At 64.7% G+C, this 26,485-nt stretch carries 22 protein-coding genes; 7 read left to right on the top strand and 15 right to left on the bottom strand.

Annotation, left to right across the window (positions count from 1 at the left end; all coding sequences use genetic code 11):
• Positions 1–9: 9 nt before the first annotated feature.
• Positions 10–2,706 carry a pyruvate dehydrogenase (acetyl-transferring), homodimeric type gene (gene aceE / locus H9K76_RS09565; protein ID WP_187599864.1) on the bottom strand — a complete coding sequence of 899 codons (2,697 nt, stop codon included), beginning with the start codon at positions 2,704–2,706 and terminating at the stop codon, positions 10–12.
• A 178-nt stretch (positions 2,707–2,884) separates the two neighbouring features.
• Here aceE and H9K76_RS09560 point away from each other — a divergent pair, with 178 nt between their 5' ends.
• The 5 genes from H9K76_RS09560 to H9K76_RS09540 all read left to right on the top strand — a co-directional run bounded on the left by H9K76_RS09560 (position 2,885) and on the right by H9K76_RS09540 (position 10,001).
• Positions 2,885–5,431 (top strand): PAS domain S-box protein, encoded by a 2,547-nt coding sequence (locus H9K76_RS09560; protein WP_187599862.1) that lies wholly within the window; start codon positions 2,885–2,887, stop codon positions 5,429–5,431.
• On the top strand, positions 5,428–6,051 hold the full coding sequence (locus H9K76_RS09555) for a response regulator transcription factor (protein ID WP_166070231.1): 624 nt from the start codon (positions 5,428–5,430) through the stop codon (positions 6,049–6,051). The genes H9K76_RS09560 and H9K76_RS09555 overlap by 4 nt, the downstream gene beginning before the upstream one ends.
• A gap of 108 nt (positions 6,052–6,159) precedes the next feature.
• On the top strand, positions 6,160–7,020 hold the full coding sequence (folD, locus tag H9K76_RS09550; RefSeq protein WP_187599860.1) for a bifunctional methylenetetrahydrofolate dehydrogenase/methenyltetrahydrofolate cyclohydrolase FolD: 861 nt from the start codon (positions 6,160–6,162) through the stop codon (positions 7,018–7,020).
• Between the two features lie 146 nt (positions 7,021–7,166).
• Positions 7,167–9,215, top strand: coding sequence for a M3 family metallopeptidase (locus H9K76_RS09545; RefSeq protein ID WP_187599858.1), 2,049 nt, complete (start codon positions 7,167–7,169; stop codon positions 9,213–9,215).
• 96 nt (positions 9,216–9,311) lie between these two features.
• Entirely contained in the window at positions 9,312–10,001 is a 690-nt protein-coding gene (locus H9K76_RS09540) for a glutaredoxin family protein (protein WP_187599856.1), read from the top strand.
• A 15-nt stretch (positions 10,002–10,016) separates the two neighbouring features.
• Here H9K76_RS09540 and rpiA read toward each other — a convergent pair whose 3' ends face one another.
• Positions 10,017–10,706, bottom strand: coding sequence for a ribose-5-phosphate isomerase RpiA (gene rpiA / locus H9K76_RS09535; protein ID WP_187599854.1), 690 nt, complete (start codon positions 10,704–10,706; stop codon positions 10,017–10,019).
• Between the two features lie 35 nt (positions 10,707–10,741).
• On the opposite strand from rpiA, the gene H9K76_RS09530 reads away from it, so the two are divergent.
• Positions 10,742–11,791 carry a quinone-dependent dihydroorotate dehydrogenase gene (locus tag H9K76_RS09530; protein WP_187599853.1) on the top strand — a complete coding sequence of 350 codons (1,050 nt, stop codon included), beginning with the start codon at positions 10,742–10,744 and terminating at the stop codon, positions 11,789–11,791.
• Positions 11,792–11,968: 177 nt separating this feature from the next.
• On the opposite strand, the gene H9K76_RS09525 is transcribed toward H9K76_RS09530, so the two are convergent.
• The 5 genes from H9K76_RS09525 to H9K76_RS09505 all read right to left on the bottom strand — a co-directional run bounded on the left by H9K76_RS09525 (position 11,969) and on the right by H9K76_RS09505 (position 15,479).
• Positions 11,969–12,283, bottom strand: coding sequence for a hypothetical protein (locus tag H9K76_RS09525; RefSeq protein ID WP_343066334.1), 315 nt, complete (start codon positions 12,281–12,283; stop codon positions 11,969–11,971).
• A gap of 65 nt (positions 12,284–12,348) precedes the next feature.
• Complete coding sequence (locus tag H9K76_RS09520; RefSeq protein WP_187599851.1) at positions 12,349–12,744, bottom strand: phage holin family protein; 396 nt, start codon at positions 12,742–12,744, stop codon at positions 12,349–12,351.
• A gap of 99 nt (positions 12,745–12,843) precedes the next feature.
• Positions 12,844–13,152, bottom strand: a complete 309-nt coding sequence (locus H9K76_RS09515) for an ElaB/YgaM/YqjD family protein (RefSeq protein WP_187599849.1) — start codon at positions 13,150–13,152, stop codon at positions 12,844–12,846.
• 176 nt (positions 13,153–13,328) lie between these two features.
• Complete coding sequence (locus H9K76_RS09510; RefSeq protein WP_187599848.1) at positions 13,329–14,429, bottom strand: NAD(P)/FAD-dependent oxidoreductase; 1,101 nt, start codon at positions 14,427–14,429, stop codon at positions 13,329–13,331.
• 84 nt (positions 14,430–14,513) lie between these two features.
• Positions 14,514–15,479 carry a LysR substrate-binding domain-containing protein gene (locus tag H9K76_RS09505; RefSeq protein WP_246475428.1) on the bottom strand — a complete coding sequence of 322 codons (966 nt, stop codon included), beginning with the start codon at positions 15,477–15,479 and terminating at the stop codon, positions 14,514–14,516.
• A 201-nt stretch (positions 15,480–15,680) separates the two neighbouring features.
• Here H9K76_RS09505 and H9K76_RS09500 point away from each other — a divergent pair, with 201 nt between their 5' ends.
• On the top strand, positions 15,681–16,574 hold the full coding sequence (locus H9K76_RS09500; protein WP_187599846.1) for a LysR substrate-binding domain-containing protein: 894 nt from the start codon (positions 15,681–15,683) through the stop codon (positions 16,572–16,574).
• On the opposite strand, the gene H9K76_RS09495 is transcribed toward H9K76_RS09500, so the two are convergent.
• From H9K76_RS09495 to H9K76_RS09460, 8 genes are all read right to left on the bottom strand, one after another.
• Entirely contained in the window at positions 16,569–18,068 is a 1,500-nt protein-coding gene (locus H9K76_RS09495) for an FGGY family carbohydrate kinase (protein WP_187599844.1), read from the bottom strand. The genes H9K76_RS09500 and H9K76_RS09495 overlap by 6 nt on opposite strands.
• Before the next feature lie 17 nt (positions 18,069–18,085).
• Positions 18,086–18,766 carry a class II aldolase/adducin family protein gene (locus tag H9K76_RS09490; protein WP_187599842.1) on the bottom strand — a complete coding sequence of 227 codons (681 nt, stop codon included), beginning with the start codon at positions 18,764–18,766 and terminating at the stop codon, positions 18,086–18,088.
• Positions 18,767–18,813: 47 nt separating this feature from the next.
• A complete protein-coding gene (locus tag H9K76_RS09485) occupies positions 18,814–19,863 on the bottom strand; it encodes a 2-hydroxyacid dehydrogenase (protein ID WP_246475427.1) in 1,050 nt (349 codons plus the stop codon).
• Positions 19,864–19,974: 111 nt separating this feature from the next.
• A complete protein-coding gene (locus H9K76_RS09480) occupies positions 19,975–21,078 on the bottom strand; it encodes an ABC transporter substrate-binding protein (protein WP_187599840.1) in 1,104 nt (367 codons plus the stop codon).
• A 60-nt stretch (positions 21,079–21,138) separates the two neighbouring features.
• Positions 21,139–22,179, bottom strand: a complete 1,041-nt coding sequence (mgrA, locus tag H9K76_RS09475) for an L-glyceraldehyde 3-phosphate reductase (RefSeq protein WP_187599838.1) — start codon at positions 22,177–22,179, stop codon at positions 21,139–21,141.
• Between the two features lie 38 nt (positions 22,180–22,217).
• Positions 22,218–23,321: an ABC transporter substrate-binding protein gene (locus H9K76_RS09470; protein ID WP_187599836.1), complete on the bottom strand. Its 1,104-nt coding sequence runs from the start codon at positions 23,319–23,321 to the stop codon at positions 22,218–22,220.
• 49 nt (positions 23,322–23,370) lie between these two features.
• Positions 23,371–25,131: an ABC transporter permease subunit gene (locus H9K76_RS09465; RefSeq protein ID WP_187599834.1), complete on the bottom strand. Its 1,761-nt coding sequence runs from the start codon at positions 25,129–25,131 to the stop codon at positions 23,371–23,373.
• Complete coding sequence (locus H9K76_RS09460; protein WP_187599833.1) at positions 25,128–26,261, bottom strand: ABC transporter ATP-binding protein; 1,134 nt, start codon at positions 26,259–26,261, stop codon at positions 25,128–25,130. Before H9K76_RS09460 ends, H9K76_RS09465 begins: the two co-directional genes overlap by 4 nt.
• Positions 26,262–26,485: the final 224 nt, after the last annotated feature.

Genomic DNA, 26,485 nt, shown 5'->3' with positions numbered 1-26,485 from the left:
CTTCAGCAATTACGCGTACAGCGGGTTGATCTTGTCAGTCTTGATGCCGTACTTGGCAATCGCATCGGCAAGCTTCTGCGCGGGCAGCTTGCCCTCTTCCACCAGTCCGGTCAGCGCGGCCAGCACGATGTAGTGGCGGTCCACTTCGAAGTGCTCGCGCAGCTTGGCGCGGAAGTCCGAGCGGCCGAAACCGTCGGTGCCGAGCACCTTGTAGACGCGGCCCTTGGGAATGAAAGGACGGATCTGATCGGTGTAGGCCTTCATGTAGTCGGTCGACGCGACGATCGGGCCCGTGCTGCCGGACAGTTCCTGGGTCACGAACGGCACCTTCGGTGTCTCCAGCGGGTGCAGCATGTTCCAGCGTTCTGCGTCCTGACCGTCGCGGGTCAGTTCGTTGAAACTTGGGCAGCTCCAGACATCGGCGGCAACGCCCCAGTCCTTGGCCAGCAGCTCCTGTGCGAAGAACGATTCACGCAGGATGGTGCCCGAGCCCAGCAGCTGCGCACGCAGTTCGCCCGCGCCGCCGGCCTTGCAGAGGTACATGCCCTTGAGGATCTTTTCCTCGGTGCCGGGGGTGAGGCCCGGCATCGCATAGTTCTCGTTGAGCAGCGACAGGTAATAGAACACGTTTTCCTGGTTCTGCACCATGCGGCGCAGGCCCTCGTGCATGATCACCGCGACTTCGTGGGCGAAGGTCGGGTCGTAGCTCACGCAGTTCGGGATGGTGTTGGCCAGGATGTGGCTGTGGCCGTCCTCGTGCTGCAGGCCTTCGCCGTTCAGCGTGGTGCGGCCCGAGGTACCGCCCAGCAGGAAGCCGCGCGCCTGGAGGTCGCCGGCCGCCCATGCCAGGTCGCCGATGCGCTGGAATCCGAACATCGAGTAGTAGATGTAGAACGGAATCATGATGCGGTTGCTGTGGCTGTAGCTGGTTGCCGCAGCGATCCAGCTGGACATGCCGCCCGCCTCGTTGATGCCTTCCTGCAGGATCTGGCCCTTCACGTCCTCCTTGTAGTACATGACCTGGTCCTTGTCGACAGGGGTGTACTGCTGGCCGTGGGGGTTGTAGATACCGATCTGGCGGAACAGGCCTTCCATGCCGAAGGTACGGGCCTCATCCACGAGGATGGGCACGACGCGCGGGCCGATTTCCTTGTCGCGCAGCAGCTGCGTGAGGAAACGCACATAGGCCTGCGTGGTCGAGATCTCGCGGCCTTCCGGAGTGGGCTCCAGCACGGCCTTGAAGGTGTCGAGCGGCGGCACGGCGAACTGCTCGTCCGCCTTCTCGCGGCGGTGCGGCAGGTAGCCGCCCAGGGCCTTGCGACGCTCGTGCAGGTACTTCATTTCCGGCGTGTCGTCGGCCGGCTTGTAGAACGGCAGGTCGGCGATCTGGCTGTCCGGAATGGGGATGTTGAAGCGGTCGCGGAAGGCCTTGATGTCTTCGTCGCCGAGCTTCTTGGTCTGGTGAACGGTGTTCTTGCCTTCACCGATCTTGCCCATGCCGAAGCCCTTGACGGTCTTGACCAGCAGGACCGTCGGCTGGCCCTTGTGCTTGTTGGCGGCGTCGAAGGCGGCGTAGACCTTCTGCGAATCGTGGCCGCCGCGGCGCAGCTCCCAGATCTCGTCGTCGCTCATGTGCTCCACGAGCTTGAGCGTGCGGGGGTCGCGGCCGAAGAAATGCTTGCGCACGTAGGCACCGTCGTTGGCCTTGAAGGCCTGATAGTCGCCGTCGTTGCACTCCATCATGATCTTGCGCAGGGCACCATCCTTGTCGCGGGCCAGCAGGTCGTCCCAGCCCTTGCCCCAGATGAGCTTGATCACGTTCCAGCCGGCACCGCGGAATTCGCTTTCCAGTTCCTGGATGATCTTGCCGTTGCCGCGCACCGGGCCGTCCAGGCGCTGCAGGTTGCAGTTGATCACGAAGATCAGGTTGTCGAGGTTTTCACGCGCGGCCAGGCCGATCGCGCCCAGCGACTCGACCTCGTCCATTTCACCGTCGCCGCAGAACACCCATACCTTGCGGTTCTCGGTGTTGGCAATGCCGCGTGCGTGCAGGTACTTGAGGAAGCGCGCCTGGTAGATCGCCATCAGCGGGCCCAGGCCCATCGAGACGGTCGGGAACTGCCAGAAGTTGGGCATGAGCTTGGGGTGCGGATAGCTCGACAGGCCCTTGCCGTCCACTTCCTGGCGGAAGTTCAGCAGTTGCTCTTCGGAGATGCGGCCTTCGAGGTAGGCGCGGGCATAGATGCCGGGCGAAACGTGGCCCTGGATGAACAGGCAGTCGCCGCCGTGGTTCTCGTTCTCGGCGTGCCAGAAATGGTTGAAGCCCGCGCCGAACATGTTGGCGAGCGAGGCGAAGGAGCCGATGTGGCCGCCCAGGTCACCGCCTTCCGGCGGGTGGACGCGGTTGGCCTTGACCACCATCGCCATGGCGTTCCAGCGCATGTAGGCGCGCAGGCGCCCTTCGATGATCAGATTGCCGGGGCACTTGGCCTCCTGGTCGGTCTCGATGGTGTTGACGTAGCCAGTGTTGGCGGAGAACGGCATGTCGATGCTGCTTTCGCGAGCGTGCTCCAGCAGTTCCTCGATCAGCTGGTGCGCATAGGCGGCACCTTCGCGGTCGATGACGGCTGATAGCGCGTCCATCCACTCTCGGGTTTCCTGAGGGTCGATCTCTTTGCCGGCCTTGTCCTGGTTTGCATCTGTCATGTCATGCCTCCTGTAGCGGGAAATTTACGCAATAGAACCGTTGATTTGCGTGGAGTTTCTCATAAATTTAGGAAAATTTCGAATGGTGCTACGACTTTTTATAATATGAAATTTTATTGCAATCGCACATTTTTTCTCGCTATGAAATCCCTCTCGAAGTGCCTTTAAACTTGAGGGCATGCAAGCACAGCAAAATGCGGTTTTACCCTCAGCCGAGACACTGAAAACCCCAGTGCGTTGGTGGCGTACTTGGTGGCGCAGCCTTTCGCCCCATCGGCAGGATCGCTTTGCCGTGCTTGCGCCGCTTGCTGCGGTTTTGATGTTTCTGGCGGCCATCGTTGCTGCTTTCTGGTATCTGCGCACCGAGGAAGTCGAGCGCGAGAAGGAGGCGCTCAAGCGAGATGTGGAATATGCGCAACAGCGTGTGCGGTTGCGGCTTCTTGAACGCCAGGAACAGATCATGCGCATCGCGCGCGATCTTTCCAATCAGGATCTTGACCGAGCCGAGTTCGACCGCCGCGCCGAGGCGCTGATCAGCCAGTATCCGGAACTGCAGGCCGTCACCTGGATCGACGAGCGCATGCGCATTCGTGCAAGCCATGCCGCGCCCACCGTCTCCAGCAGCCAGTTGCGGGTGATCGGCGAGTCGATCCGATCCGGCGAAACGGCCGATACCTACCTGCTTGCGCGCGACATGCAGCAGCCGGTGTACTCCCAGCCGCTGAGCGTCAAGGACGAAGCCCCGCCCCTGCTGCAGTTGCAGGTGCCGCTGTCCGCCCAGGGCAAGTTCGCGGGTGTGGTACTCAGCGAATACTCCATCGACAGCCTGCTGCGCTACGGAACGCCCACCGAGGTCCTGGCCCGCTACGGTGTCACCCTGCTCGACAGCAACGGCAACGTGCTGGCGGGAACGCCGCTTCAGCCCCGGCGCACCGCCTTCATCGCCAAGGACAATCGAGCCAACGAATACGAAGTGCCCGTCTCTCCGGTCGGCAACGGCCTGATGCTGCGCGCCCAGGCCTATCGCACCTCGCTGGGGGTGGTCGGCAGCGGCCTGTTCTGGCTGGTCGGCGCGCTCTCGGCGATGACTGCCTGGCTGCTGATCGCCACATGGCGCCACACCCGCCGCCGCCTGCAGGCGCAACAGGCCCTGGTGTCGGAAACCAATTTCCGCCGCGCCATGGAGAACTCCATCCTGACCGGCATGCGCGCGGTCGACATGCAGGGCCGCATCACCTATGTGAATGCCGCGTTCTGCCAGATGACGGGCTGGAGCGAGTCCGAGCTGGTCGGGCAGACGCCGCCCTACTCCTACTGGCCCGACTCCGACCACGAGAGCTTTCAGGCCAAGACCAATGACGAGCTGTCGGGCAAGGGCATTCCAGGCGGCTTCCAGGCCCGCGTGAAACGCAAGAGCGGCTCACTTTTCGACGCACGGCTGTATGTGTCGCCGCTGGTCGACGCCAAGGGCAAGCAGACCGGATGGATGACGTCGATGACCGACATCACCGAACCCAACCGCATCCGCGAACAGCTGACCGCATCCCACGAACGCTTCACCGTCGTGCTGGAATCGCTCGATGCATCGGTGTCCGTGGCGCCGCTGGGCAGTGCCGAACTGCTGTTCGCCAATCGCCTCTACCGCCAGTGGTTCGGCTCGCAGACCGACGGCCACCTGGAGCTGGTCGCACAGGCCGGCGTGCTGCCCGCCAGGGAACACAGCAGCGTGGACGACGAGGACGGCCTCATGGGCCTGCCCACCGACCCGCTGACCAGTGCCCGCTCGGAAAACGCTGAAATCTTCCGTCCTGAACTCGGCAAATGGCTCGAGGTGCGCTCGCGCTATCTCAACTGGGTGGACGGGCGCCTCGCGCAGATGGTGATCGCCACCGACATCACGCCGCGCCGCCTTGCCGAGGAACAGGCTGCCCGCCAGGCCGAGCGCGCGCAATCGGTCAGTCGCCTGATCACCATGGGCGAGATGGCATCGAGCGTGGCGCATGAGCTGAACCAGCCCCTGGCGGCCATCAGCAACTATTGCAGCGGCATGGTCTCGCGCATCGAGAGCAAGCAGATCAGCGAGGAAATGCTGATCTCCGTGCTGCAGAAGACCGCGCACCAGGCGCAGCGGGCCGGCCAGATCATTCAGCGCATCCGCCAGTTCGTCAAGAAGAGCGAGCCCAACCAGTCGCTCGCCAACGTACATGACATCGTCAACGAGGCCGTGGAGCTGGCCGACATCGAGCTGCGCCGCAACAACGTGCGCCTGACCCATTACGTGGCCGCCCGCCTGCCCAAGGTGATGGCCGACACCATCCTGATCGAGCAGGTGCTGATCAACCTGATGAAGAACGGAGCGGAGTCCATCAACCAGGCCCAGCGCCCCACCGCGCGCAGAAGCGTGGAGCTGCGCGTGGTGCCGCGCCACATCGACGGCCAGGGCGTGGTCGAGTTCTCCGTCCAGGACACCGGCAAGGGACTCGCGCCCGAAGTGCTGGCCCATCTGTTCGAGGCCTTCTTCTCCACCAAGCAGGAAGGCATGGGCATCGGGCTGAACCTGTGCCGCAGCATTGTCGAGTCCCATCACGGGAGAATGCATGCCGAGAACATCTACAATGGAACTGAAGTGACCGGGTGCCGGTTCTCTTTCTGGCTGCCGCTGAAGACCGCGGCGAATGCCACTACTGAATCTGTAGCAACGCCCAAGCCAAGGACTATCGAATGAGTTTGATCCCGAAAAAAGGCACGATCTATGTCGTCGATGACGACGAAGCGGTACGTGATTCTCTGCAATGGTTGCTGGAAGGCAAGGACTACCGCGTGCGTTGCTTTGATTCGGCCGAATCATTCCTGGCGCGCTACGACCCTCGCGAAGTGGCCTGCCTGATCGTCGACATCCGCATGGGCGGCATGACCGGCCTGGAGTTGCAGGATCGCCTGATCGAGCGCAATTCCCCGCTCCCCATCGTGTTCATCACCGGCCACGGCGACGTGCCCATGGCCGTGAACACCATGAAGAAGGGTGCGCTCGACTTCATCCAGAAGCCCTTCAACGAGGACGAACTGGTACCGCTGGTCGAACGCATGCTCGACCATGCCCGCGAGGCCTTCACCGGCCACCAGCAGGCCGCCAGCCGCGATGCACTGCTCTCCAAGCTCACCGGCCGCGAATCGCAGGTGCTCGAGCGCATCGTCGCGGGCCGCCTGAACAAGCAGATCGCGGACGACCTCGGCATCAGCATCAAGACCGTGGAGGCCCACCGGGCCAACATCATGGAAAAACTGAACGCCAACACCGTGGCCGACCTGCTCAAGATCGCACTCGGCCCCACCGCCAAGGCCTGATCCCGCATTTCGCCAAGAGCTGCCTGCGTCCCCCACAGCGCGGCAGCTTTTTCATTTGTACGAGCGCACATCGCGCATTTTCGATTTCCTTCGTTTCCCTCTCGCACCATGACAGCCCAAATCATCGACGGCAAGGCCCTCTCCGCCCAACTCCGCACCGAAGTCGCCGCCCGCGCCGCCGCGCTGAAGGCGAAATCCGGCATCACCCCGGGTCTGGCCGTGATCCTGGTCGGCGACAACCAGGCCTCGCAGGTCTATGTGCGCAACAAGGTCAAGGCGTGCGAGGAAGCGGGCTTTCATTCCGTGCTGGAGAAGTACGACGCCGCCATGACCGAGGCCGAGCTGCTGGCCCGTGTCGAGGCACTGAACAACGACCCCACCATCCACGGCATCCTCGTGCAGCTGCCGCTGCCCAAGCACATCGACGACCACAAGGTCATCGAAACCATCTCGCCCGCCAAGGACGTCGACGGCTTCCACGTGGCCAGCGCCGGCGCGCTGATGGTCGGCGAGGTCGGCTTCAAGGCCTGCACGCCCTACGGCTGCATGAGGATGCTCGAATCCATCGGCATGAAGGACCTGCGGGGCAAGCACGCCGTCGTGATCGGCCGCTCCAACATCGTCGGCAAGCCCATGGCCATGATGCTGCTGGCCGCGAATGCCACCGTCACCATCACGCACAGCGGCACGGCCGACCTGGGTGCGATGACACGCCAGGCCGACGTGGTGGTCGCCGCCGTCGGCAAGCGCAACGTGCTGACCCGCGACATGGTCAAGCCCGGCGCGGTGGTGATCGACGTAGGCATGAACCGTGATGACGACGGCAAGCTCTGCGGCGACGTCGATTACGAAGGCGTGCGGCAGGTGGCGGGCTGGATTACCCCCGTTCCCGGCGGTGTCGGCCCCATGACGATTACCATGCTTCTGGTCAACACGATGGAGTCCGCCGAAAGAGCGGCAAACGCCTGAGGGCGCATTCGCGTCCTCGGCGGCTGCGGGAGCCTCCCGCATGTCCGCATGCTGGCATCCCCACACGCATTCGTTGATCGAGACCCCGCCAACAACAGATCGCCAAAGCGCTTGATTTCACGGACTTTGGCAGCAAGTACTCCAGCATGAGCAGCAATCCACTTCTTGACAGCTACGACCTGCCTCCTTTCGACCGCATCCAGCCTGCGGACGTGGGGCCGGCCATCGACACCCTGATCGCACGCGCAGGCGAGGCGCTGGAAACCGTCACCCAGCCCGCCTTTCCCTCGCGCTGGAACGACATCTCGTCGGTGCTGGACGTGGCGACCGAAAAGCTGGGAACCGCCTGGGCCGCCGTGAACCATCTCAACAGCGTGGCGGACACGCCCGAACTGCGCGCCGCCTACAACGAGGCCCTGCCCAAGGTCACCGAGTTCTGGACCCGGCTGGGCGCGGACGAGCGCCTGTACGCGAAGTACAAGGCCATCGACACCGCCACGCTCAACAAGGAGCAGCGCGCCGCCTGGGATCACGCGATGCGCGGCTTCGTGCTCTCAGGCGCCGAGCTGCAGGGCGCGGACAAGGAGCGCTTTGCCAAGATCCAGGAGCGCATGGCCGAGCTCAGCCAGAAGTTCAGCGAGAACGCGCTCGATGCCACCGATGCCTTCGCCTACTACGCATCGGCCGATGAGCTCGACGGCGTGCCGGAGGACATCCTGCAGGCCGCGCGTGCAGCCGCCGAAGCCGATGGCCAACCGGGATACAAGCTCACGCTCAAGCTGCCCTGCTACCTGCCTGTGATGCAGTTCGCCAAAAGCAGCGCGCTGCGCGAAACGCTCTACCGCGCCTATGTCACCCGCGCCTCTGACCAGGCCGAAGGCGATGCCAGGAAGTTCGACAACTCCGCCAACATGCAGGAGATTCTGGCGCTGCGCAAGGAAGAGGCACAGCTGCTGGGCTACGCGAACTTCGGCGAGGTCTCGCTCGTGCCCAAGATGGCGAACAGCCCGGCGCAGGTCGTCGACTTCCTGCGCGACCTGGCCCAGCGCGCCAAGCCTTACGGCGCGAAGGACGTGGCAGACCTGCGCACCTTTGCCGCGGACGAACTCGGCATCGCCGACCCGCAGCCCTGGGACTGGCCCTTCATCTCCGAGAAGCTGAAGGAAGCACGCTATGCCTTCAGCGAGCAGGAAGTGAAGCAGTATTTCCCGGCACCCAAGGTGCTTGCCGGCCTGTTCAAGATCGTCGAGACCTTGTTCGAGGTCTCCATCCGCAAGGACTCCGCCCCCGTATGGAACTCGGCCGTGGAGTTCTACCGCATCGAGCGCCAGAGCCCGCAGGGCCCCGTGCTCGTCGGGCAGTTCTACCTCGACACACCGGCCCGCAAGGGCAAGCGCGGCGGAGCCTGGATGGACGACGTGCGCACCCGCTGGATGCGCCCCGACACACATACGCTGCAGACACCTGTCGCGCACCTGGTGTGCAACTTCGCGGCCGGCGTCGAAGGCAAGCCTGCGCTGCTCACGCACGACGACGTGATCACCCTCTTCCACGAAACCGGCCACGGCCTGCATCACATGCTCACGCAGGTGAACGAGCGCGACGTGGCTGGCATTTCCGGCGTGGAATGGGATGCTGTCGAACTGCCCAGCCAGTTCATGGAGAACTTCTGCTGGGAGTGGGATGTGCTCAAGCACATGACCGCCCATGTCGACACCGGCGAGCCGCTGCCGCGCGCGCTCTACGACAAGATGATCGCCGCGAAGAACTTCCAGTCCGGCATGCAGACGCTGCGCCAGATCGAGTTCGCACTGTTCGACATGCTGCTGCACACGGAACACGACCCGAAGGAAGCCATCATGCCCGTGCTGCAGAAGGTGCGCGCGGAAGTGGCCGTGCTGCCCTCGACCGCCTACAACCGCATGGCGCACACCTTCAGCCACATCTTCGCTGGCGGCTACGCGGCAGGCTACTACAGCTACAAGTGGGCCGAGGTGCTGTCTGCCGATGCGTACGCAGCCTTCGAGGAAAGCGTGCTGCCTGATGGCTCGCCGAACCCGGAAACAGGCCGCAAATATCGCGAAGCCATCCTGGAAGCTGGCGGGGCACGCCCGGCCATGGAGTCGTTCAAGGCTTTCCGCGGTCGCGAGCCGCAACTGGATGCGCTGCTGCGCCACCAGGGCATGGCCAACTGAATCGGCAGGACGGGAATCCGAAGCGTCCCGGCAGCCCTGCCGGGATCGGTCAGAATCGGCAGATCGACATTCAAAGCACAAAGAGGGGAAATTGCAATGAGCCGTCTGGGAAACCTGTTCCTGATCACCTTGACTTCACTGGGCGCCGCGTCTTCGCTGCTGCCCGCTGCCTCGCACGCACAGCAGATCTACCGCAGCGTGGGGCCCGACGGGAAGGTCACCTTTTCCGACCAGCCCCCCGCCTCGGGCAATGCCACGATGAAATCGAAAAGCGGCATGGACGCGCCCGGCACATCGGAGTCGGGCCTTCCCTACGGCCTGCAGCAGGTGGTCAACAAATATCCCGTCACGCTGTATTCGGCCAAGGAGTGCGACCCCTGCATCGCCGCGCGCAACCTGCTGGTATCGCGCGGCATTCCGTTCACGGAAAAGACCGTGGACAACAATGAATCCATCGAGTCGCTGAAAAACCTCTCGGGGGCCGCCAGCCTGCCGTTCGGCACCATCGGCAGCCAGCGCCTCAATGGCTTCTCCGATGTGGAGTGGACCCAGTATCTCGATGCTGCGGGCTATCCCAGGAAGTCGCAGCTGCCATCCAGCTATCGCCGCCCACCCGCCTCACCGCTGGCCACCGCCAAGGCGGCTCCAGCTCCGGAGCAGACCGAGCAGACAACAGAGAGACTGGCTCCGAGAACCCGCCAGGCGCCCGCCCCTGCGGCCCCTGCTGCCGACACCGTGGCACCGGCAGGCCCGACACCGACCAATCCGGCCGGCATCGTCTTCTGACATCGCACTGCCTGTTCAGAACTCCAGAGTACGCACGCCCTGGGCGGTGCCCAGCAGGCACAGGCTGGCCTTCTGGTGTGCAAACACGCCTACCGTGATCACGCCGGGCCATTGATTCACGCTGCTTTCGAATGCGAGCGGATCGCGGATCGCAAGGCCGCGCACGTCGAGGATGTGCTGGCCGTTGTCGGTCACGAGCGGCAGGCCGTCCTTCTGGCGAAGGGTGGCCTGGCCTCCCATGGCCTCGAAGCGGCGCTGGATCTGGGCGGCCGCCATCGGAATGACCTCCACCGGCAGCGGGAACTGGCCAAGCACATCGACCAGCTTGGACTCATCGGCAATGCAGACGAAGCGCCGTGCCAGCGCGGCAACGATCTTCTCGCGTGTGAGCGCGGCGCCGCCGCCCTTGACCATGAAGCCCTTGCCGTCGATCTCATCGGCACCGTCGATGTAGACGGACAGCGACTCCACCTCATTGGCATCGAACACCGTGATGCCGAGCGCACGCAGGCGCTCGGTGCTTGCCACCGAGCTCGAAACCGCGCCGCGGATGCTGTCCTTCATGGTCGCCAGGGCATCGATGAACTTGTTGACGGTGGACCCTGTTCCCACGCCCACGATCTCGCCCGGCACCACATATTGCAGCGCGGCCTGGCCTACCAAAGTCTTGAGTTGATCCTGAGAAAGTGAATTGCTTGTCGTCATGGGCGAAAATCGTGGTTGAACCTCGAATTATCCCCATGTCTCTCCTACCCTACGCTTTCGCTCGCCCAATTCTCTTCAACATGGACCCGGAAAAGGCCCATGAGCTCACCATGGACCTGCTCGCCCGCGGCCAGCGCACGCCGCTGCAATGGGCCTGGTGCCACCAGACGGTGAACGACCCGGTCCGGCTCGCCGGTCTCAATTTCCCCAATCGGGTGGGCATGGCCGCGGGCCTGGACAAGAACGCCCGTGTGATCGACGGCCTGGCGGCCATGGGATTCGGCTTTGTCGAGGTCGGCACGGTCACGCCCAAGGCCCAGCCCGGCAATCCCAAGCCGCGCATGTTTCGCCTGCCGGCGGCCCATGCCCTGATCAATCGCCTGGGTTTCAACAACGAAGGCCTCGATGCCTTCATCCGCAACGTCAAGCTCTCGCAGACACGCGCACAGGGCAAGCCGATGCTGCTGGGCCTGAACATCGGCAAGAATGCCGCCACGCCCATCGAGGACGCGACCAGCGACTACCTGATCTGCCTGGAGGGCGTGTACCCCCATGCCGACTACGTGACGGTCAACATCAGCTCGCCCAACACCAAGAACCTGCGCGCGCTGCAAAGCGACGAGGCGCTCGACGCACTGCTCTCTGCCGTTGCCGAGCATCGCGAAACGCTCGCGCGCGCCCACGGCCGCCGCGTGCCGATCTTCGTGAAGATCGCCCCGGATCTCGACGAGGCACAGGTTCGCCTGATTGCGGCAACGCTGCAGCGCCATGGAATGGACGGCGTGATCGCCACCAACACCACCATCGGCCGCGATGCCGTCAAGGGCCTGCCGCATGCCGACGAAACCGGCGGCCTGAGCGGCGCGCCCGTGCTCGAGGCGAGCAACCGCGTCATCCAGCAACTGCGCGCAGACCTCGGCAGCAGCTACCCGATCATCGGCGTCGGCGGCATCCTGAGCGCGGCGGACGCGGTCAGCAAGATCCGCGCGGGCGCCGACGTGGTGCAGATCTATACCGGCCTGATCTACAAGGGCCCGGAGCTCGTCGGCCAGGCTGCCCAGGCGATCAAGGGCATGCAGCGCTGAAGACCAGTTGACGCACACATGAAAAATGGCCTCCACGCTTCCCTGCTTCGCATGGTCCGCTGCCCCCCCGAGGGGGCGCTTTTCATCTTGGGGCGGCCCGGCGATGAAAAACGCCCACCCTGCATGGCAAAGGTGGGCGATATCGCACTGGGAGCGCGCTGAGAGCGCTGCGATCCCTCAGCGGCGCATGCGCATCACGATCGGCAGAACCACTCCCGCCAGGCGGATCAGCTTGCCTGGACCCGCAGCCAGGGCCAGGCCCAAGGCCGCGGCCACGGCCACCGGATGCAGCTTCGCAAAGGTGATCAGGCGCACCGGCAATGGCGCACCAGCATCCACATGCGGGCTGGTGCTGTCCTTGAGCGCCCGCGCCTGTTGCAGCGCCAGACGGCGCGCATGCAGACGTTCGCGCTGGGCATCGATGCGCTTGAGCACTTCGCGCTGCGCCGGCGTGGCCAGGGCCGCATCCATTTCCTGGGTGACAGCCGACACAGCAGATTTCGCTGCGGCAGTCGGGTGAGTGCGATGGGAGGGAGAATGGGTGGAGGATGGACTCGTCACAGCTGATCCTTCACATATTTCCAGTCACGAGCCAGAACGCGCTTGGTCAGCGCAAACGCACTGCTCGCACGCTTGGCGATCACCACGAGAGCCGCCAGCACCACGATCCAGAGAAGCCCCCAGACGGCCGCAAGAATCCAGCCCACCGTGGCGCGATCAGGCGTGTCCCAGTAGCTGACCAGCACCGCCAGTGACAACATGATCAGCGCAATGACGGTCAATCCGCCCGCGATAATGGCCAGGATGGCCAGTGTCAGCATGCGTCGCTTCTGGTCTGCCCATTCCATGCCGGCCAGCTCCAGCCGGTCTTCCACCGCGATGGCGCCCTCGATCACATTGGCGCGCCATCGTGCGACCAGGCCTTCCAGTCCAAGCAAAGCTATGAGGTTCATGCGCCGACTCGCCTTTCCAGGAGGATGATGCTGCGGCAGGCGGAGCGGCGCATGGCCCGCCCCGTTGCCGAATCAATGCGGAGGATGCGGTTGCCCCGATCAGCGACGTGCAAGCAGGAAACCCACCAGGGCACCCACGGCCAATGCGGCGCTGGCAACGCGCCATGGCTCGTCGTGTGCATAGGTATTGGCGACGCGTGCGGCCTCCTTGGCCTGGTAGGCAGCTTCCTGCGCAGCGCGAACGGCCGAGTCCTTCACGGTGTAGAGGCTGTCGTCGAGACGCTTGCGCAGCTGGCGGATCTCGGGAACGCTGTCCAGATCCTTGCTGGACAGCAGTCCGCGCAGATCGCCCACCAGTTTTTCCAGATCGTCTTGTGCACTCGAAATCTTGTCAGCTGCAGAGCTCATATGAAAACCTCGTCCTGTAAATTGAATTTCACCCAACGATAAGTGGAAGCGATCACCACTCGTGTAGGCCTACGCCACATCTTAGACGTTTGGATGCCATTTCCACAAATTCCAATGCGTCTCGCGGGGCGGCACGTTGTCTGGCTCAAACGCGGGGCTGACAATGCCCGTCATCATTAGGCCGCCAGCGCGGCAACGTGCTCCCCGATCGCCAGCGAACTGGTGAGCCCGGGCGATTCGATGCCGAACAGATTCACGAGACCCGGCACGCCATGCACCTGCGGTCCCTGGATGACGAAGTCCGCCGCCGCCTCGCCTGGGCCCGAGATCTTGGGCCGTATGCCGGCGTAGCCCGCCGTCAGCGCGCCATCGGCAAGATCGGGCCAGTACTTGCGCACCTCGTCATAGAAGCCGGCGCAGCGCGTCTCGTCGACGACCAATTGATCGGGGCCATCGACCCATTCCACGTCCGGACCGAACTTGGCCTGTCCGCCCAGGTCGAGCGTGAGATGCACGCCAAGCCCTGCGGCTTCGGGCACCGGATAGATCAGATGCGTGAACGGCGCCCGCCCGCCCAGCGTGAAGTAGTTGCCCTTGGCATAGTGGGCCTGCGGTACGTGACGCGCAGCCAGCCCATCAAAGCGCCTTGCAAGGTCGGGGGCATGCAGGCCGGCCGCATTGATCACGGTCCGGGCCAGCAGTTCGGTACCATCGGCCGCCCGCACGAGGATGCCCTCCGCGCCGCAGACCGCATCGGCGACGGGCGACTGCAGCGCAAGCGCGCCGCCGTGGTTCTCTACGTCGCCCAGCAGTGACAGCATCAGTCCATGGCTGTCGACGATGCCGGTGCTTGGCGACAGCAGCGCCGCCACGCAGTGCAGCGAAGGCTCGAGCGCCCTTGCCTGCTCCGCGCTCAAGACTTCGAGATCATTCACCCCATTGGCCGCCGCATGGCGGGCAATGCCTTGCAGTGCATCGCGCTGCGCTTCGGATGTGGCGACGATGAGCTTGCCGCAGCGCCTGTGGGCGATGCCGCGCTCCTCGCAATACGCATAGAGCTTCTGCTTGCCGCGCACGCACAGCTGCGCCTTCAGTGAACCCTCCGGGTAGTAGATGCCGGCGTGAATCACCTCGCTGTTGCGCGAGGACGTCTCGGTGCCGATGGCACCCGCGGCCTCCAGGATCAGCACCTCCCGCCCACGCAATGCCATGGCACGCGCCACCGCCAGGCCGACGACCCCGGCCCCCATCACCACGCAATCGACCTTGTCCACCACGGTTGCCTTTCAAGGAAAGAGAGGCATTATTCCCCACAAAACGACGGCCGCGAACGAGCGGAAACACCGCCTGCCGCTGCATCGTCAGAAAAGCGTTCGCATGTTCCTCTCGTCCCTCGCGTCCCGCATTCCCTGCTCCTCCGGCCCGAGATCGCCGCTCGCATCGGCCACCAGCAGCTGCACCAGTTCCTGTGCGAACGAGGGCAACGCAGCCAGGCTGCGCACGCAGATCTGCATCTCTCGCACCGACCACGCATCCGACAGCGGAACGATCGCGATATCCATGGCGCGCGCGTGCCTGCCTGCCGCGGATTCGGGAAGCACTCCCACCCCCACGCCGGAGGCGATCATGCGGCACGCGGTCTCGAAGTTCCCCACCTGGATGCGCAGCTTGATGGCTCGGTGCAACTCGTCGCTTGCCTGCCGCAGAAAAGCATGGATGGCACTGGATTCATGCAGGCCGACATAGTCGAGCTCGAGCGTGTCGGCGAATGCCACCTGCGCCGCACCGTCAAGTGCATGGCCCCTCGGCACGACCAGCACCAGCCTGTCGCGGTGGTAGGGCAGTGTCTCCAGGCTTTCCGTGCGGACCAGACCGGCGACGATGCCGATGTCCGTCTGCCCTTCCGTCACCGCCCGCACGATGTCGTGCGACAACCGCTCGCGCAGATCGATGTTCACGTCGGGGTGGCGCTGCAGGAACAGCCGCAAAACGGGCGGCAGAAACTCCCCGAGCGACGTGGTGTTGGCAAACACGCGTACATGGCCCTTGATCCCGCTGGCGTACTCCTGCATGTCCCCTCGCAGATGCTCGATCTGGGACAGCACCATGCGTGCATGCGAGACGAAGGCCTGCCCCGGCGGGGTCAGTGTCACCCCCTGGCTGGTGCGGTACAGCAGCTTGGTGCCGATGCTCTCCTCGAGATTCTTCACGCGCGTGCTCGCTGCGGGCAGTGAAATGAACGACAGCTCCGCGCCTCGCGTCATGCTGTTGGCTTCCGCGATATGCACCATCAGCCGCAGGTCTACTAAATCGAAATGCATGGACATGGCGGGATTTTAGGGAGCGGCATGGCGCCAAAGGTAAGTAGTTCCCTGCCCGCGCGGAGGCATGGCTCCGCGATGCTGCCCGGGTTTTCACCCAGTCGCCAAGGAAAGTTGCCAACAGGGCCTCGCCGATGCCGGGCCCTGCGGAGCCCCTGCGGACTAAGATAGGCGGCTGCCCGTTTCGCTGACAGTGAGGTGCCTCCCATGCTGATTCGAAGTCTGCGCTCCTTTCTCGCCCTGCATCGCTATGGCACGGTGGTCGCCGCCGCCGAGAACGTGCACCTGTCGCAGGCGGCGGTGAGCGTGCAGCTCAAGAACATCGAGGAAGAACTCGGGGTCAAGCTCTTCGAGCGCACCAAGCGCTCCATCGAATTCACGCCCGCCGGTCACCAGCTCGTGGGGCTTGCCGAGCAGATCGTCACCATCTACGAGGAAATGAAGACCATCGGCAGCGGCCAGGCCGCCGCGGGCACCTTCTCGCTCGGGGTGATCAACAGCGCGCTGTCAGGCATGCTGCCGAGGTTTCTGCGGCAGATCACGGAGCAGAACCCGTGCCTCGAGATCAAGATCGTCGCCGGGTTGTGCCGCGAGCTGCTCGCACAGGTGGACCGCGGCACCCTGGATGCCGCCATCGTGATCGAGCCGCCCCAGGACTTTCCCACCGCGCTGTCGGTGCACCATCTCTACAGCGAACCCTATGCGCTGATCACCGCCCGCAACCAGCCATGCGACGGCGTGATGAGCACGCTGCGCTCGGACACTCCATACATCGCTTTCGAACCCAGCTCGTGGACCGGCCAGATGATCGAGGCCTATCGCGTCAGGAACGGCGTGCTGTCGCGCCCGTCAATGGAACTCAACTCGCTGAGCGCCATCTCCAGCGTGGTGGCGCAGGGCTTCGGCATATCGATCGTGCCGCTGATTCCGGGTGCTGCCTGGCATCTCGACCCCCATCTGCGCGTGGTGCGGCTGCCGGATTTCCTGCGTCCCATTTCGCTGGTCGCCCGCAAGACGCACCACCGGCACTCGATCACGGCGGCCCTGCTGTCCTCGTTCGACCGCGATTTCATGGACGAGCCCGCGCCCCAGGCCTCATAGGCGCTGAGCCATCCGCTGCAGTTCGGCCAGCTCCGTCCACAGCGGCTGCATCACCTCGAGCATGCGGCTGTAGATGCTGAACTTGCGCTGCGCGTAGTCCGCGTGCGGCCCCTCCATCGATGCCGTGAGGTGCCCCGCCCCCTTGAGCCAACGCGCACCCACGGCACGCGGCGTCTCCCTGCACAGCACGGAGGCCGCGAGCAGGCCCAGGCCCAGCAGCCCCGCGTGCGCCGATTGCGGGCGCCACACGGGGCGCTGGAACACCGTGGCAAGCAAAGGAGCGAAATCCGCTTCCTGCGCAAGCCCCCCGCCGAATGCAAGGCGCCCATCGAACGCCCCCATGGCATCGTGGCACAGGCGGGCATTGAAGGCCAGCGCCTCCCTGCCCGCCCAGCTCATCTCCTCGCGGCTCGATTGCGAGCTCATCCCGAGCATCGCGGCACGCGCCGCCGGGTTGGTGACGGGCGCACGCTCGCCCCCCGGTTCGAAGAACGGCTGCAGCACGATGCCGCTCGGTGCCATGGCCACGGCCTGTTCGGGCGCTCCGGTGAGTGCATGCAGGTGCCTGAATGACGTCGTTCCGTTGAGCCCCGGGAAGATGCAGAACACCGCCCCCTCGCGCACCGAAGCCTGCACCATGCTGCCCGCGGGCCGGATCGCTGGAACGGCGCTCGCGGACGCAAAGTGCCCGATATGCACGGCGCTGGTGCCGAAGATCGAGGCGCGCTGCACGTCGTCGAGCACCCCGGCGCCGAGCCCGATCGCCGTGGTCTGCACGTCGCTCGGCCCGAGCAGCACCGGCAGCCCCTGGGGCAGCCCGGTCTGCGCCGCCATGCCAGCCTGCAGCGGCCGTGAGGTTCCCGCGAGCCGCTCGAGCACGGGCAGGCGCTCCATCAGGCCCGCAAGCCCCAGATGCTCTTCGATCTGCGGGCTCAATTGCTGCGTGCGCCAGTTGCCCCATGCCAGGATCGCCGTCGATGGCTCGCTGACGAACTCCCCCGTCAGGCCGTGGAAGAGCCATTCCTTCGCACGGAGCACATGGCCGGTGCGCGCCCACTGATCGGGCTCGCTGCGCTGCAGCCACAGCGCCTGGAGCGAGGGCGACGCCGCCGTGGGCCGCGACCCCGTGATGCCCGCCACCTTCGTGAGCGCAGGACGCAGCGCGGCATCGGTCGCGAGCAATGCGGCGCGGCCGTCCAGCCATGTGATGGCCGGGCGAAAGACGCGCCCTTGCCGGTCAAGCGGCCACAGCCCCTCGCCCTGCCCCGTGAGAATCAGGCCGAGCGCCCGGCCCTGCGCACTCAGTACGCAGTCGTGCAGCACGCGCAGCGCATCCTCCAGGCTGGCAGCCATGTCCTGCTCGACCTGTATGCCGCATCGGCGCAGCGCGGAATTGGGCCGCTCGCTCAGGCTCACGAGTTCGCCCTGCAGGTTCAGCGCCGCCGCCTTGACCGATGTGGTTCCCGAATCGAGACAAAAAATCAGTTCCTGCACGGCGTCTCCCTGGGCGACTACAAGGCCTGGCGGATTTTCTCTTGGGAAGTCGTCGGCTGCTGGCCGTAGGTCTTGAACTTCTCCAGCACGCGCAGCATTTCCTCATCGGACAGCGTTGGCGGGTTGCCGTGCGGCAGGCAGGCGAGATAGAGCGAGGCCATCTCCTCCACGGTGACCGACAGCGCCATGGCACGCGCAAGGTTCACGCCCGCAGCGATCGTGCCGTGGTGTGCGAGCAGGCACGCGCGGCGGCCCTTCATGGCCTTGAGGATCGCGTGACCCAGCTCCTCCGTTCCAAAGGTCTCGTATTTGGCGCAGGGGATGCTGTTGCCTCCCGCGGCGGCGACCACGTAGTGGATCGCTGGAATGTCGTGGCCCAGGATGCTGACCGCCGTCGCATGGGTCGAGTGCGTGTGCACCACGGCGTTCAGCTCGGTGCGCTCGGCCAGGATGTCGCGATGAAAGCGCCATTCGCTCGATGGCAGCACGTCACCGCTGAATGTGCCGTCCCAGTTCATGAACACGATGTGCTCCGGCTGCATGCCCACGTACGGCAGTCCCGTGGGCGAGACATAGAAGCCGTTGTCGCCCCGCACGCTCACATTGCCCGAGGTACCCTTGTTGATGCCCAGCTGCGACATGCTCTGCAGCGCCTTGACGATGCTGGTGCGAATGGCAAGGTCGTTGTTTTCACTCATGATGGTGCTCCGGTGTTGTGTGTTGTTGTGTCCTGTTCGGCGCGATCTCACCTGGCCCCGTGCAGGGGTGCCGTGCGCGCCAGAATGCGCGCGATGTCGTCCGCCAGCATGTTCGCCGCCTTGGTGATGCTGTAGATCGACGCGCCCGCGATATGGGGCGACAGCGTCACGTTGGGCAAACGCAGCAATGGGGAGTCCGGCTTCGGCGGTTCCGGGTCGAACGTGTCAAGCGCCGCGCCCGCCAGCTGGCCGCTGGTCAGGCCCGCGTACAGCCCGTCATAGTCGAGTACCTGTCCGCGCGTGGTATTGACGATGTAGGCCCCCTTCTTCATGCGGGCGATCTCGCGCGGGCCGATCATCTTCTGCGTCTCGGGCGTGACCTTGGGATGCAGCGTGATCACGTCGGCACTGGCGATCAGGTCGTCGAGCGGTACCTTGCGAATGCCGAGCGCCTGTTCCTCTGCCGTCAATTCCCGGTAGGGATCGGCCACGAGGATGCGGCATCCGAAGGGTACGAGCAGGCGTGCCACGCGCGAGCCAATATCACCGAAGCCGACGATGCCCACGGTGAGCTCGCACAGCTCGCGGCCCGCATGATCGTGGTGATAGAAGTCGCGGCGGAAGCTGCCGTCCCTGACCGAGAGGTGGCCGCGCACGATGTTGCGCGTCTCCGCGAGCAGCGAACCCACGGTGAACTCAGCCACCGCCGATGCATTGCGGCCCGGCGTGTTGATCACCGTGATGCCGCGCTCGCGCGCCGCCTTGACTTCCACGTTCACCGGCCCGCCGCGCGAGACAGCGATCACTCTCAGGGACGGCGCGCGCTCCATCGTTGCCGCCACGACCGGCGCCAGGTGCACGACCAACACCTCGCGATCCGCGCAGAAGTCGAAATAGTCCTCAGGGCGGCCAAGAAACTCCGCGACCGGCAGCGCCGGATCCTTCTTGGTCGTGACCAGCCTGAGCGGCCAGTCCAGGTACAGGCTGCGGATGTCCATGGCCGTTTCCGGCAGGCGTTGCCGCAGCGCTTTCTCGAAAAAGGACGGCTGCATGAAGCCGTCGCCAATGATGCCTACGCGCAGTGCTTGGTCTGACACAGTGTTGTCTCCGATTCAGGGTTGGACGGCGGCGCTCGCCGCGAACCGCTCCGGCTGCGTTCTGCGCGCACGGATGCGGATGGCAGGCTGCGCACAGGGCGCATGGGCGCGCTACTTCGCCAGCAATGCGTTCAGGCGCTCCTGCAGGTATTCCTCGTTGGTGCGGCCGTCCTTGGCCGGAGCACCCCAGTAGTCGGCGCTCCAGCGCACCGAGACGTTCATGTTCTCGGGATTGTTCGACCAGTTCCTGCGCTTCTTCGGATCACCTGCCTCGTAGACCAGGGGCGAAGGCACCGGCACCGGATAGGCCTCCGCCAGCCGTGCCGCGTTGTTGGCATCGAGGCGCCACGACAGCAGCTTGAGCGCGGCCTCGGGGTTCGGGCTGTTCTTCGGAATCGAGAAGAAGTCGTAGTAGGTGAAGCCCTGATTCCAGGTGAGGTTCATGCCGGAGTCGGGCTCGTTCAGGTTGAGGTCGCTGATGCGCCCCACATACGCCATGCACATGTCCGCCTCGCCATCCAGCAGCAGTTGCGGTGCCTGGGCAGAGGTCTGCCACCACTTGGCGACGTGCGGCTTGATCTCGGCAATCTTCCGGAGCGCCCGATCCGCATCGATCGGATAAAGCTTGTCCATGGGCACGCCGTCCGCCATCAGCGCGGCCTCGTACACGAAGCGCGACCAGCCCGGCAGGCAGCGCTTGCCCGGGAATTTCTTCACGTCCCAGAAGTCCGCCCAGTTCTTCGGCTTCTCCTTGGGATAACTGTGGTCGTTCCAGGCCATCACCACCCCGATCACCTGCAAGGCAATGCCCTTGGGGCGTACGCTGTCGGCGGGCATCGCCGCGACCGTCTTCTGGGCCGATGGGGACAGCTTCTTGTAGTCGATGTCCGCAAGGCAGCAGTCGGCGAGCTGCTTCGTCTCCTGGTCGAAGACGAAGACCAGGTCCCATTCCGTCTTGCCGGCCGCGATCTGCGCCTTGATGCGCGGGCCGCTGCGCGCCTCCTGCACGGTCTTCACAGGAATGCCCGTGGCCTTGGTGAACGGGTCGTACATCAGCTTGCGCAGGGCATCGCCATAGGCCCCGCCTGGGTCCTGCATGATGACCTCCTTGTTCGGCTGCGCCTGCGCCCCCGCAACCCATGCGGCGGCAAGCAACAGGGCCGCAAGCGGTGCGCGCCTTGTGAAGGTTGTCTTTTCTGGTGTTGTCTGTCTCATGTCCGTCGTCCCCTTGTGATTGATGGTGGATCGATGCGCGATGAACAATGCGCCGTGCGTTCAGCGGTAGTCCGTGGATGGCTTTTCCCAGAGGTTGATGCCCCCCTCCACCGCATGGCGGTCGATCTCGCGCAGCTCGGCCTCCGTCAACGGTGGCGCACTCAGTGCAGCGACGTTGTCGACGATCTGCTCGGGCCGGCTCGCGCCGATGATCACGGAGCTCATGCGCGCATCCCGCAGTGCCCAGGCAAGCGCCAGTTGCGCAAGGCTCTGACCGCGCGCTCCGGCGATCTCGTTGAGCGCCCGCACGCGCGCGATGTTGTCCTCCGACAGATGCGCCTCGCGCAGCGAGCCGCCTCCCGCGCGATGGACGCGGGCGTCCTGCGGGACCCCATGGAGGTACTTGTCTGTCAGCAGTCCCTGTGCGAGGGGCGTGAAGGCGATCACGCCCGTGCCGAGTTCGGCGGCCGTCGCGAGAAGGTCCTTCTCGATCCATCGGTTGAGCATGTTGTAGGCCGGCTGGTGGATGGTCAGCGGGACCTTCCACTCAGCAAGCAGTGCCGCCATTTCGCGGGTCTTCTGGGCGGAATAGGACGACACGCCCACATACAGCGCCTTGCCCTGGCGCACGGCCTGGGCAAGCGCCGAGGCGGTCTCCTCAAGCGGCGTGTGGGGGTCGAAGCGATGCGAATAGAAGATGTCCACGTAGTCGAGCCCCATGCGCGCCAGGCTCTGGTCGAGGCTTGCAAGCACATGCTTGCGCGAGCCGCCTCCCGTGCCATAGGGTCCCGGCCACATGTCCCAGCCGGCCTTGCTGGAGATGACGAGCTCGTCGCGATGCGGCTTGAAATCCTCGCGCATCAGCCGCCCGAAATTGATTTCCGCGCTGCCGTAGGGCGGCCCGTAGTTGTTCGCCAGATCGAAATGGTTGATGCCGTGGTCGAAGGCGGTGCGCAGCATCTGGCGCTGGGTGGCGATCGGCGTGGCGTCGCCGAAGTTGTGCCACAGGCCGAAGGAGATCGCGGGCAGCACCAGGCCGCTCGCGCCCACCTTGCGGTACGGCATGCTCTGGTAGCGCTGGGAATCGGCAATGTAGGTCATCGCAAGAGAGTCCTCGGGTTGTCGGTAGCGTCAGCGGCTCATTTGGCGAGCACGGTGTTCAGGCGCTCCTGCGCCCACTCTTCGTTCGTGCGTCCGTCGGGAGACGGCGCACCCCACCAGTCGGCATTCCACTTCACGGCCACCTTCTCGTTGTCCGGATTCGTCGACCAGCTTGCGCGGATCTTCGGGTCGCCCACCTCGTAGACCAACGGCGACGGCAGCGGCACGCCGTAGAAGTTCGCGAAGCGGGCCGCGTTCTGCGGCACGAGGCGATACGACAGGAGCTTCAGCGTCGCCTCGGGGTTGGGCGAGTTCTTGGGAATCGACAGGTAGTTGTAGTAAGTGAACCCCTGGTTCCAGGTCATCGCCAGATGCGCGTCGGGCTCGTTCAGGATCAGGTCGTTGATGCGCGCGGCGTAGGCCATGCACATGGTGGCCTCACCGTCCAGCAGCAGCTGAGGCGGCTGCGCCGTGGTCAGCCACCATTTCGTCACGTGCGGCTTGATCTCCGCGATTTTCTTGAGCGCACGCTCGACGTCGATCGGGTACAGCTTGTCGCGAGGCACTCCGTCGGCCATCAGTGCCGCCTCGAAGAGGAAGCGCGGAAAGGTCGGCAGGCAGCGCTTGCCGGGATAGTCCTTGACGTTCCAGAAGTCAGCCCAGTTCTTCGGCTGCTGCCCCGGGTTCGGAAACTTCTTCGTGCTGTAGGCCATCGCCACGCCGATCACCTCCAGCGCAATGCCCGTCGGCGTAACGGCTTCCCTGGGCATGCTCGCGATGGTCTTCTGCGCCTCGGGCGTGAGCTTGCGATAGTCGATCCTGGCCAGGCAGCAATCGGCCAGTTGGCGCGTTTCCTGCTCATAGATGTAGGCCATGTCCCATTCAGTATGGCCCGACTCCACCTGCTTCTTGATGCGCGGGCCGCTGCGCCCCTCCATCACGGTCTTCACCCGGATACCGGTTTCCTTCGCGAAAGGCTCATAGAGCAGCTTGCGCAACGCATCGCCATACGCACCGCCCGGGTCCTGCTGGATCACCTCCCTGTTCTGCGCCAGGGCGCCCGAGCCCGCGCACAGCAGCACTGCGGCCATGCCGAGATGCGTGGCGTACAGACGAAGGAACTTTCCTCGGGTGTTCTGCATGGTGTGTCTCCTCTCTTGCATGAATGGATGGATGCGTGCACGAACCTTGTCATGCGCGGCTGCGCGCAAGCGACTTGCGAGCCAGGGTGACGCCCACGATCACCAGGATCACCTCCAGCGTGGACACCACGGCAAGAACCGGATTGAGCTGGTAGTTGATGTCGGCCCACAGCCGCAGCGGCAGCATCGGCATGGTCGATCCGGCAAGGAACATGGACAGAACCAGTTCGTCGAAGGAATGCAGGAAGGCAAAGAACGCGGCCGCCGCAAGGCCGGGGGCGATACCCGGCAGCGTCACATGGAAGAACACGCGCAGCGGGGATGCTCCGTGCACAGATGCGGCCAGTTCCAGGCGCCGGTCCACCGACTGCAGCCCGGCCGCGACCAGCATCACCACCAGCGGGATCGCGCCGATCGCATGCGCCATGGCCACGCCCGGCACCGTGCCGATCATTCCGAGCCGCAGGACGAATCCATAGAGCGACAGGCCGAGCACCACGGGCGGAACGATCAGCGGACTCACCAGTGCCGTCATCACAAGCGACTTGCCCTTGAAATCCGAGCGCACGATGGCCATCGCAGCCATCGCCCCCACCACCACCGCGATGACGGCCGCCACCGCCGCCACGGACACCGAGGTGGTGAAGGCTTCCATCCACTTGCTGTCGTTCACGAACGTGGTGTACCAGCGGAACGAATAGCCCGGCGGCGGAAACGTGAGATAGCTGGCACGGCTGAAGGAGATGATGATCACCACCACCAGCGGAGCAATCAGTACCGTCACCACCAGGGCTCCGGCCACGGTGACAAAGGCGGTGCCCACCCATTGCGGAAGCGCTCCCAGCAAGCGCAGCAGCGGCCATCCGACATGGTCGGCGAAGGCCTGCAGCGTGGCGCGACCCGCCTTCGGCTCCGCCCCCTGGGCGAAGGCTTGCGCAGGAGCGCGGCTGCCGCCCCAGATGAATTCCAATCCCAGAAAGCGCATGGCGATACCCACGACGATCAGCGTGATCACCAGCAGCACGACAGCCAGTGCCTGCAGGAAACCCTCGCTGCCGAGGAAGTCCGCCTGCTGCGTGATGTGCATGGCAAACATCTGGTCGCCGGGTCCCCCAAGCAAAGTCGGCGTGATGAAGAACCCCAGCGCCGAGACGAACACGAGCAGGCAGCCCGCGCCCAGGGATGGCAGCGTCTGCGGAAAGAACACGCGCCAGAACACCGCCATGGAACCGGCACCGGCGCCTCGTGCCGCGCGCAGCACCGCGCCGTCGACGCGCGAGAAGCCGCTGTAGATGGTCAACACCATCAGGGGCATCAGCACCGCTGCCATGCCAAGCAGCACCGTCCCGCGGTTGAACAGCAGGTCAAGCGGTTCCTCGGTCAGGCCCATCATCCTGAGCAGCTTGTTGATCGGGCCGTTGCGGCCCAGCAGCACCATCCAGGCATAGGTGCGGATCAGCACCGCCACGAAATACGGCAGGATGATGGCCGCGGTCAGCATCGCCCGCGCCGTGCCCGAGCAGCGATGGATCAGCAGTGCTGTCGGATAGCCGAACACTGCGCACAGAGCCATCACGGCCACCGCGATACCCAGCGTGCGGACCAGCGAATCCCAGTACAGCGGCACGGCGAAGACTCGCCCGTAGTTGGCAAGCAGCCCATTGCCCGTGAAGCTGAGCCGGACCAGATCGAGCAGCGGAAAGAGGTACAGCGTCCCGAGGAAGATCACTGCGGGCAGCAGGAGCCACAGCACGCTCGCACCGCGCCGCGATATGCCTGCCACGGGGGGAATGGTGGCCGTGCTGCTCATGCGATCACCCAGCCATCCGCCGCGTCCCACTGCACGCCGACCTCTGCACCCACGGGCGGTATCTTGAACTGCTCGCAGTCCATGATGCGCACCTGCAGCACGCGGCCATTGGCCAGGCGAACGTCGACACGCAGGATTTCGCCCAGGAACACGGCGTCGACCACCGTGGCGCGCATCGTGCCCGGTGCGTCCACGGCCACAAGCTGCAGGCGCTCGGGCCTGAGCATCACCATCGCAGGACCGACCGCGATGCTGCGCTCGCCGGTGTGGACCGGGAAGCCATATCCGCCCTCCAGTTCCACGGTGGCGATGCCGCCCTGCACCTGCAGCACGTTCACTTCCAGCAGGTTGGACTCTCCCACGAATCCCGCCACGAACCGGTTCGCGGGCTCGCGGTACAGCTGCGAAGGAGTACCCAGTTGCACAATGCGTCCGCCGTCGAGCACCGCGATGCGGTCGGACAGCGCAAGTGCCTCGGACTGGTCATGGGTCACGAAGATCACGGTCATTCCGAGCGAACGATGCAGTTCGCGTATCTCGACCAGCGTGGATTCCCGCAACCGCCTGTCCAGCGCGCTGAGCGGCTCGTCCATCAGCACCACCTTGGGTCGGGTGACGATCGCGCGCCCGATGGCGACGCGCTGCTGCTGGCCGCCGCTCAGCTGCGACGGCAGCTTGTGCTCGTGTTCGCCAAGGCGCAGTATCTGCAGCACTTCCCTGACCCTCGACTCCGCATCCCTGCGACCAATGCCCGCCATGCGCAGCGCAAAGGCAATGTTCTGCGCGACCGTCATATGCGGGAAGAGCGCATAGTTCTGGAACACCATGCCGAAGCCGCGCTTGTGGGTGGGCACGTCCTGGATGGGCTTGCCGTCGACGCTGATCTCGCCGCCGTCCACCGGCTGGAAACCCGCAATCATTCCGAGCAGCGTGGTCTTGCCGCTGCCGCTCGGCCCCAGCAGTGTCAGGAACTCCCCGGGCTCGATCGAGAGGCTCAGGCGGTCGAGCACCACGTTCTTGCCGAACTGGCGGGTCACGGCCTGCACGTCGATGCGGCTGCCGATGCGAGCAGCCGTCCGGCTGGACGTCAACGCGGCTGCGCCGAAACCTCCTTGCGCTGCAATGGGCATGAATGTCTCCATCTCGTTGTCATGCGCCGCGTGCTCTCGGCACGCGATCGTGGTTGTCTCCACATGCCACTCATTCGTTCCAATATTTGGCATGTGGTTTCATCATAAGCATCGGGATTAACGAAGGAAACCAAATTAATTTGGTTCTCAGAATCGGAAAAATCGATGTGACTGCAAGGCGGGACAAAGACTGCCGTCACCGGGGCGTGATCCGCCGGAATCGG

This window comes from Diaphorobacter ruginosibacter (assembly GCF_014395975.1).
Classification (GTDB): Bacteria; Pseudomonadota; Gammaproteobacteria; order Burkholderiales; family Burkholderiaceae_C; genus Diaphorobacter_A; species Diaphorobacter_A ruginosibacter.
Note: the sequence above shows the minus strand (reverse complement) of the source record. Positions and strands in the feature narration are given on the sequence as shown.

Excerpts from the sequence above, each read along its gene's own strand:
- rpiA (WP_187599854.1), bottom strand. The coding sequence starts at position 10,706 with ATGACGACAAGCAATTCACTTTCTCAGGATCAACTCAAGACTTTGGTA.
- H9K76_RS09490 (WP_187599842.1), bottom strand. The coding sequence starts at position 18,766 with ATGAGTGAAAACAACGACCTTGCCATTCGCACCAGCATCGTCAAGGCG.
- H9K76_RS09555 (WP_166070231.1), top strand. The coding sequence starts at position 5,428 with ATGAGTTTGATCCCGAAAAAAGGCACGATCTATGTCGTCGATGACGAC.
- H9K76_RS09480 (WP_187599840.1), bottom strand. The coding sequence starts at position 21,078 with ATGAGACAGACAACACCAGAAAAGACAACCTTCACAAGGCGCGCACCG.
- aceE (WP_187599864.1), bottom strand. The coding sequence starts at position 2,706 with ATGACAGATGCAAACCAGGACAAGGCCGGCAAAGAGATCGACCCTCAG.
- H9K76_RS09465 (WP_187599834.1), bottom strand. The coding sequence starts at position 25,131 with ATGAGCAGCACGGCCACCATTCCCCCCGTGGCAGGCATATCGCGGCGC.
- H9K76_RS09505 (WP_246475428.1), bottom strand. The coding sequence starts at position 15,479 with ATGTCCATGCATTTCGATTTAGTAGACCTGCGGCTGATGGTGCATATC.
- H9K76_RS09460 (WP_187599833.1), bottom strand. The coding sequence starts at position 26,261 with ATGCCCATTGCAGCGCAAGGAGGTTTCGGCGCAGCCGCGTTGACGTCC.
- H9K76_RS09515 (WP_187599849.1), bottom strand. The coding sequence starts at position 13,152 with ATGAGCTCTGCAGCTGACAAGATTTCGAGTGCACAAGACGATCTGGAA.
- H9K76_RS09545 (WP_187599858.1), top strand. The coding sequence starts at position 7,167 with ATGAGCAGCAATCCACTTCTTGACAGCTACGACCTGCCTCCTTTCGAC.
- folD (WP_187599860.1), top strand. The coding sequence starts at position 6,160 with ATGACAGCCCAAATCATCGACGGCAAGGCCCTCTCCGCCCAACTCCGC.
- H9K76_RS09560 (WP_187599862.1), top strand. The coding sequence starts at position 2,885 with ATGCAAGCACAGCAAAATGCGGTTTTACCCTCAGCCGAGACACTGAAA.
- mgrA (WP_187599838.1), bottom strand. The coding sequence starts at position 22,179 with ATGACCTACATTGCCGATTCCCAGCGCTACCAGAGCATGCCGTACCGC.
- H9K76_RS09530 (WP_187599853.1), top strand. The coding sequence starts at position 10,742 with ATGTCTCTCCTACCCTACGCTTTCGCTCGCCCAATTCTCTTCAACATG.
- H9K76_RS09500 (WP_187599846.1), top strand. The coding sequence starts at position 15,681 with ATGCTGATTCGAAGTCTGCGCTCCTTTCTCGCCCTGCATCGCTATGGC.
- H9K76_RS09540 (WP_187599856.1), top strand. The coding sequence starts at position 9,312 with ATGAGCCGTCTGGGAAACCTGTTCCTGATCACCTTGACTTCACTGGGC.
- H9K76_RS09470 (WP_187599836.1), bottom strand. The coding sequence starts at position 23,321 with ATGCAGAACACCCGAGGAAAGTTCCTTCGTCTGTACGCCACGCATCTC.
- H9K76_RS09520 (WP_187599851.1), bottom strand. The coding sequence starts at position 12,744 with ATGAACCTCATAGCTTTGCTTGGACTGGAAGGCCTGGTCGCACGATGG.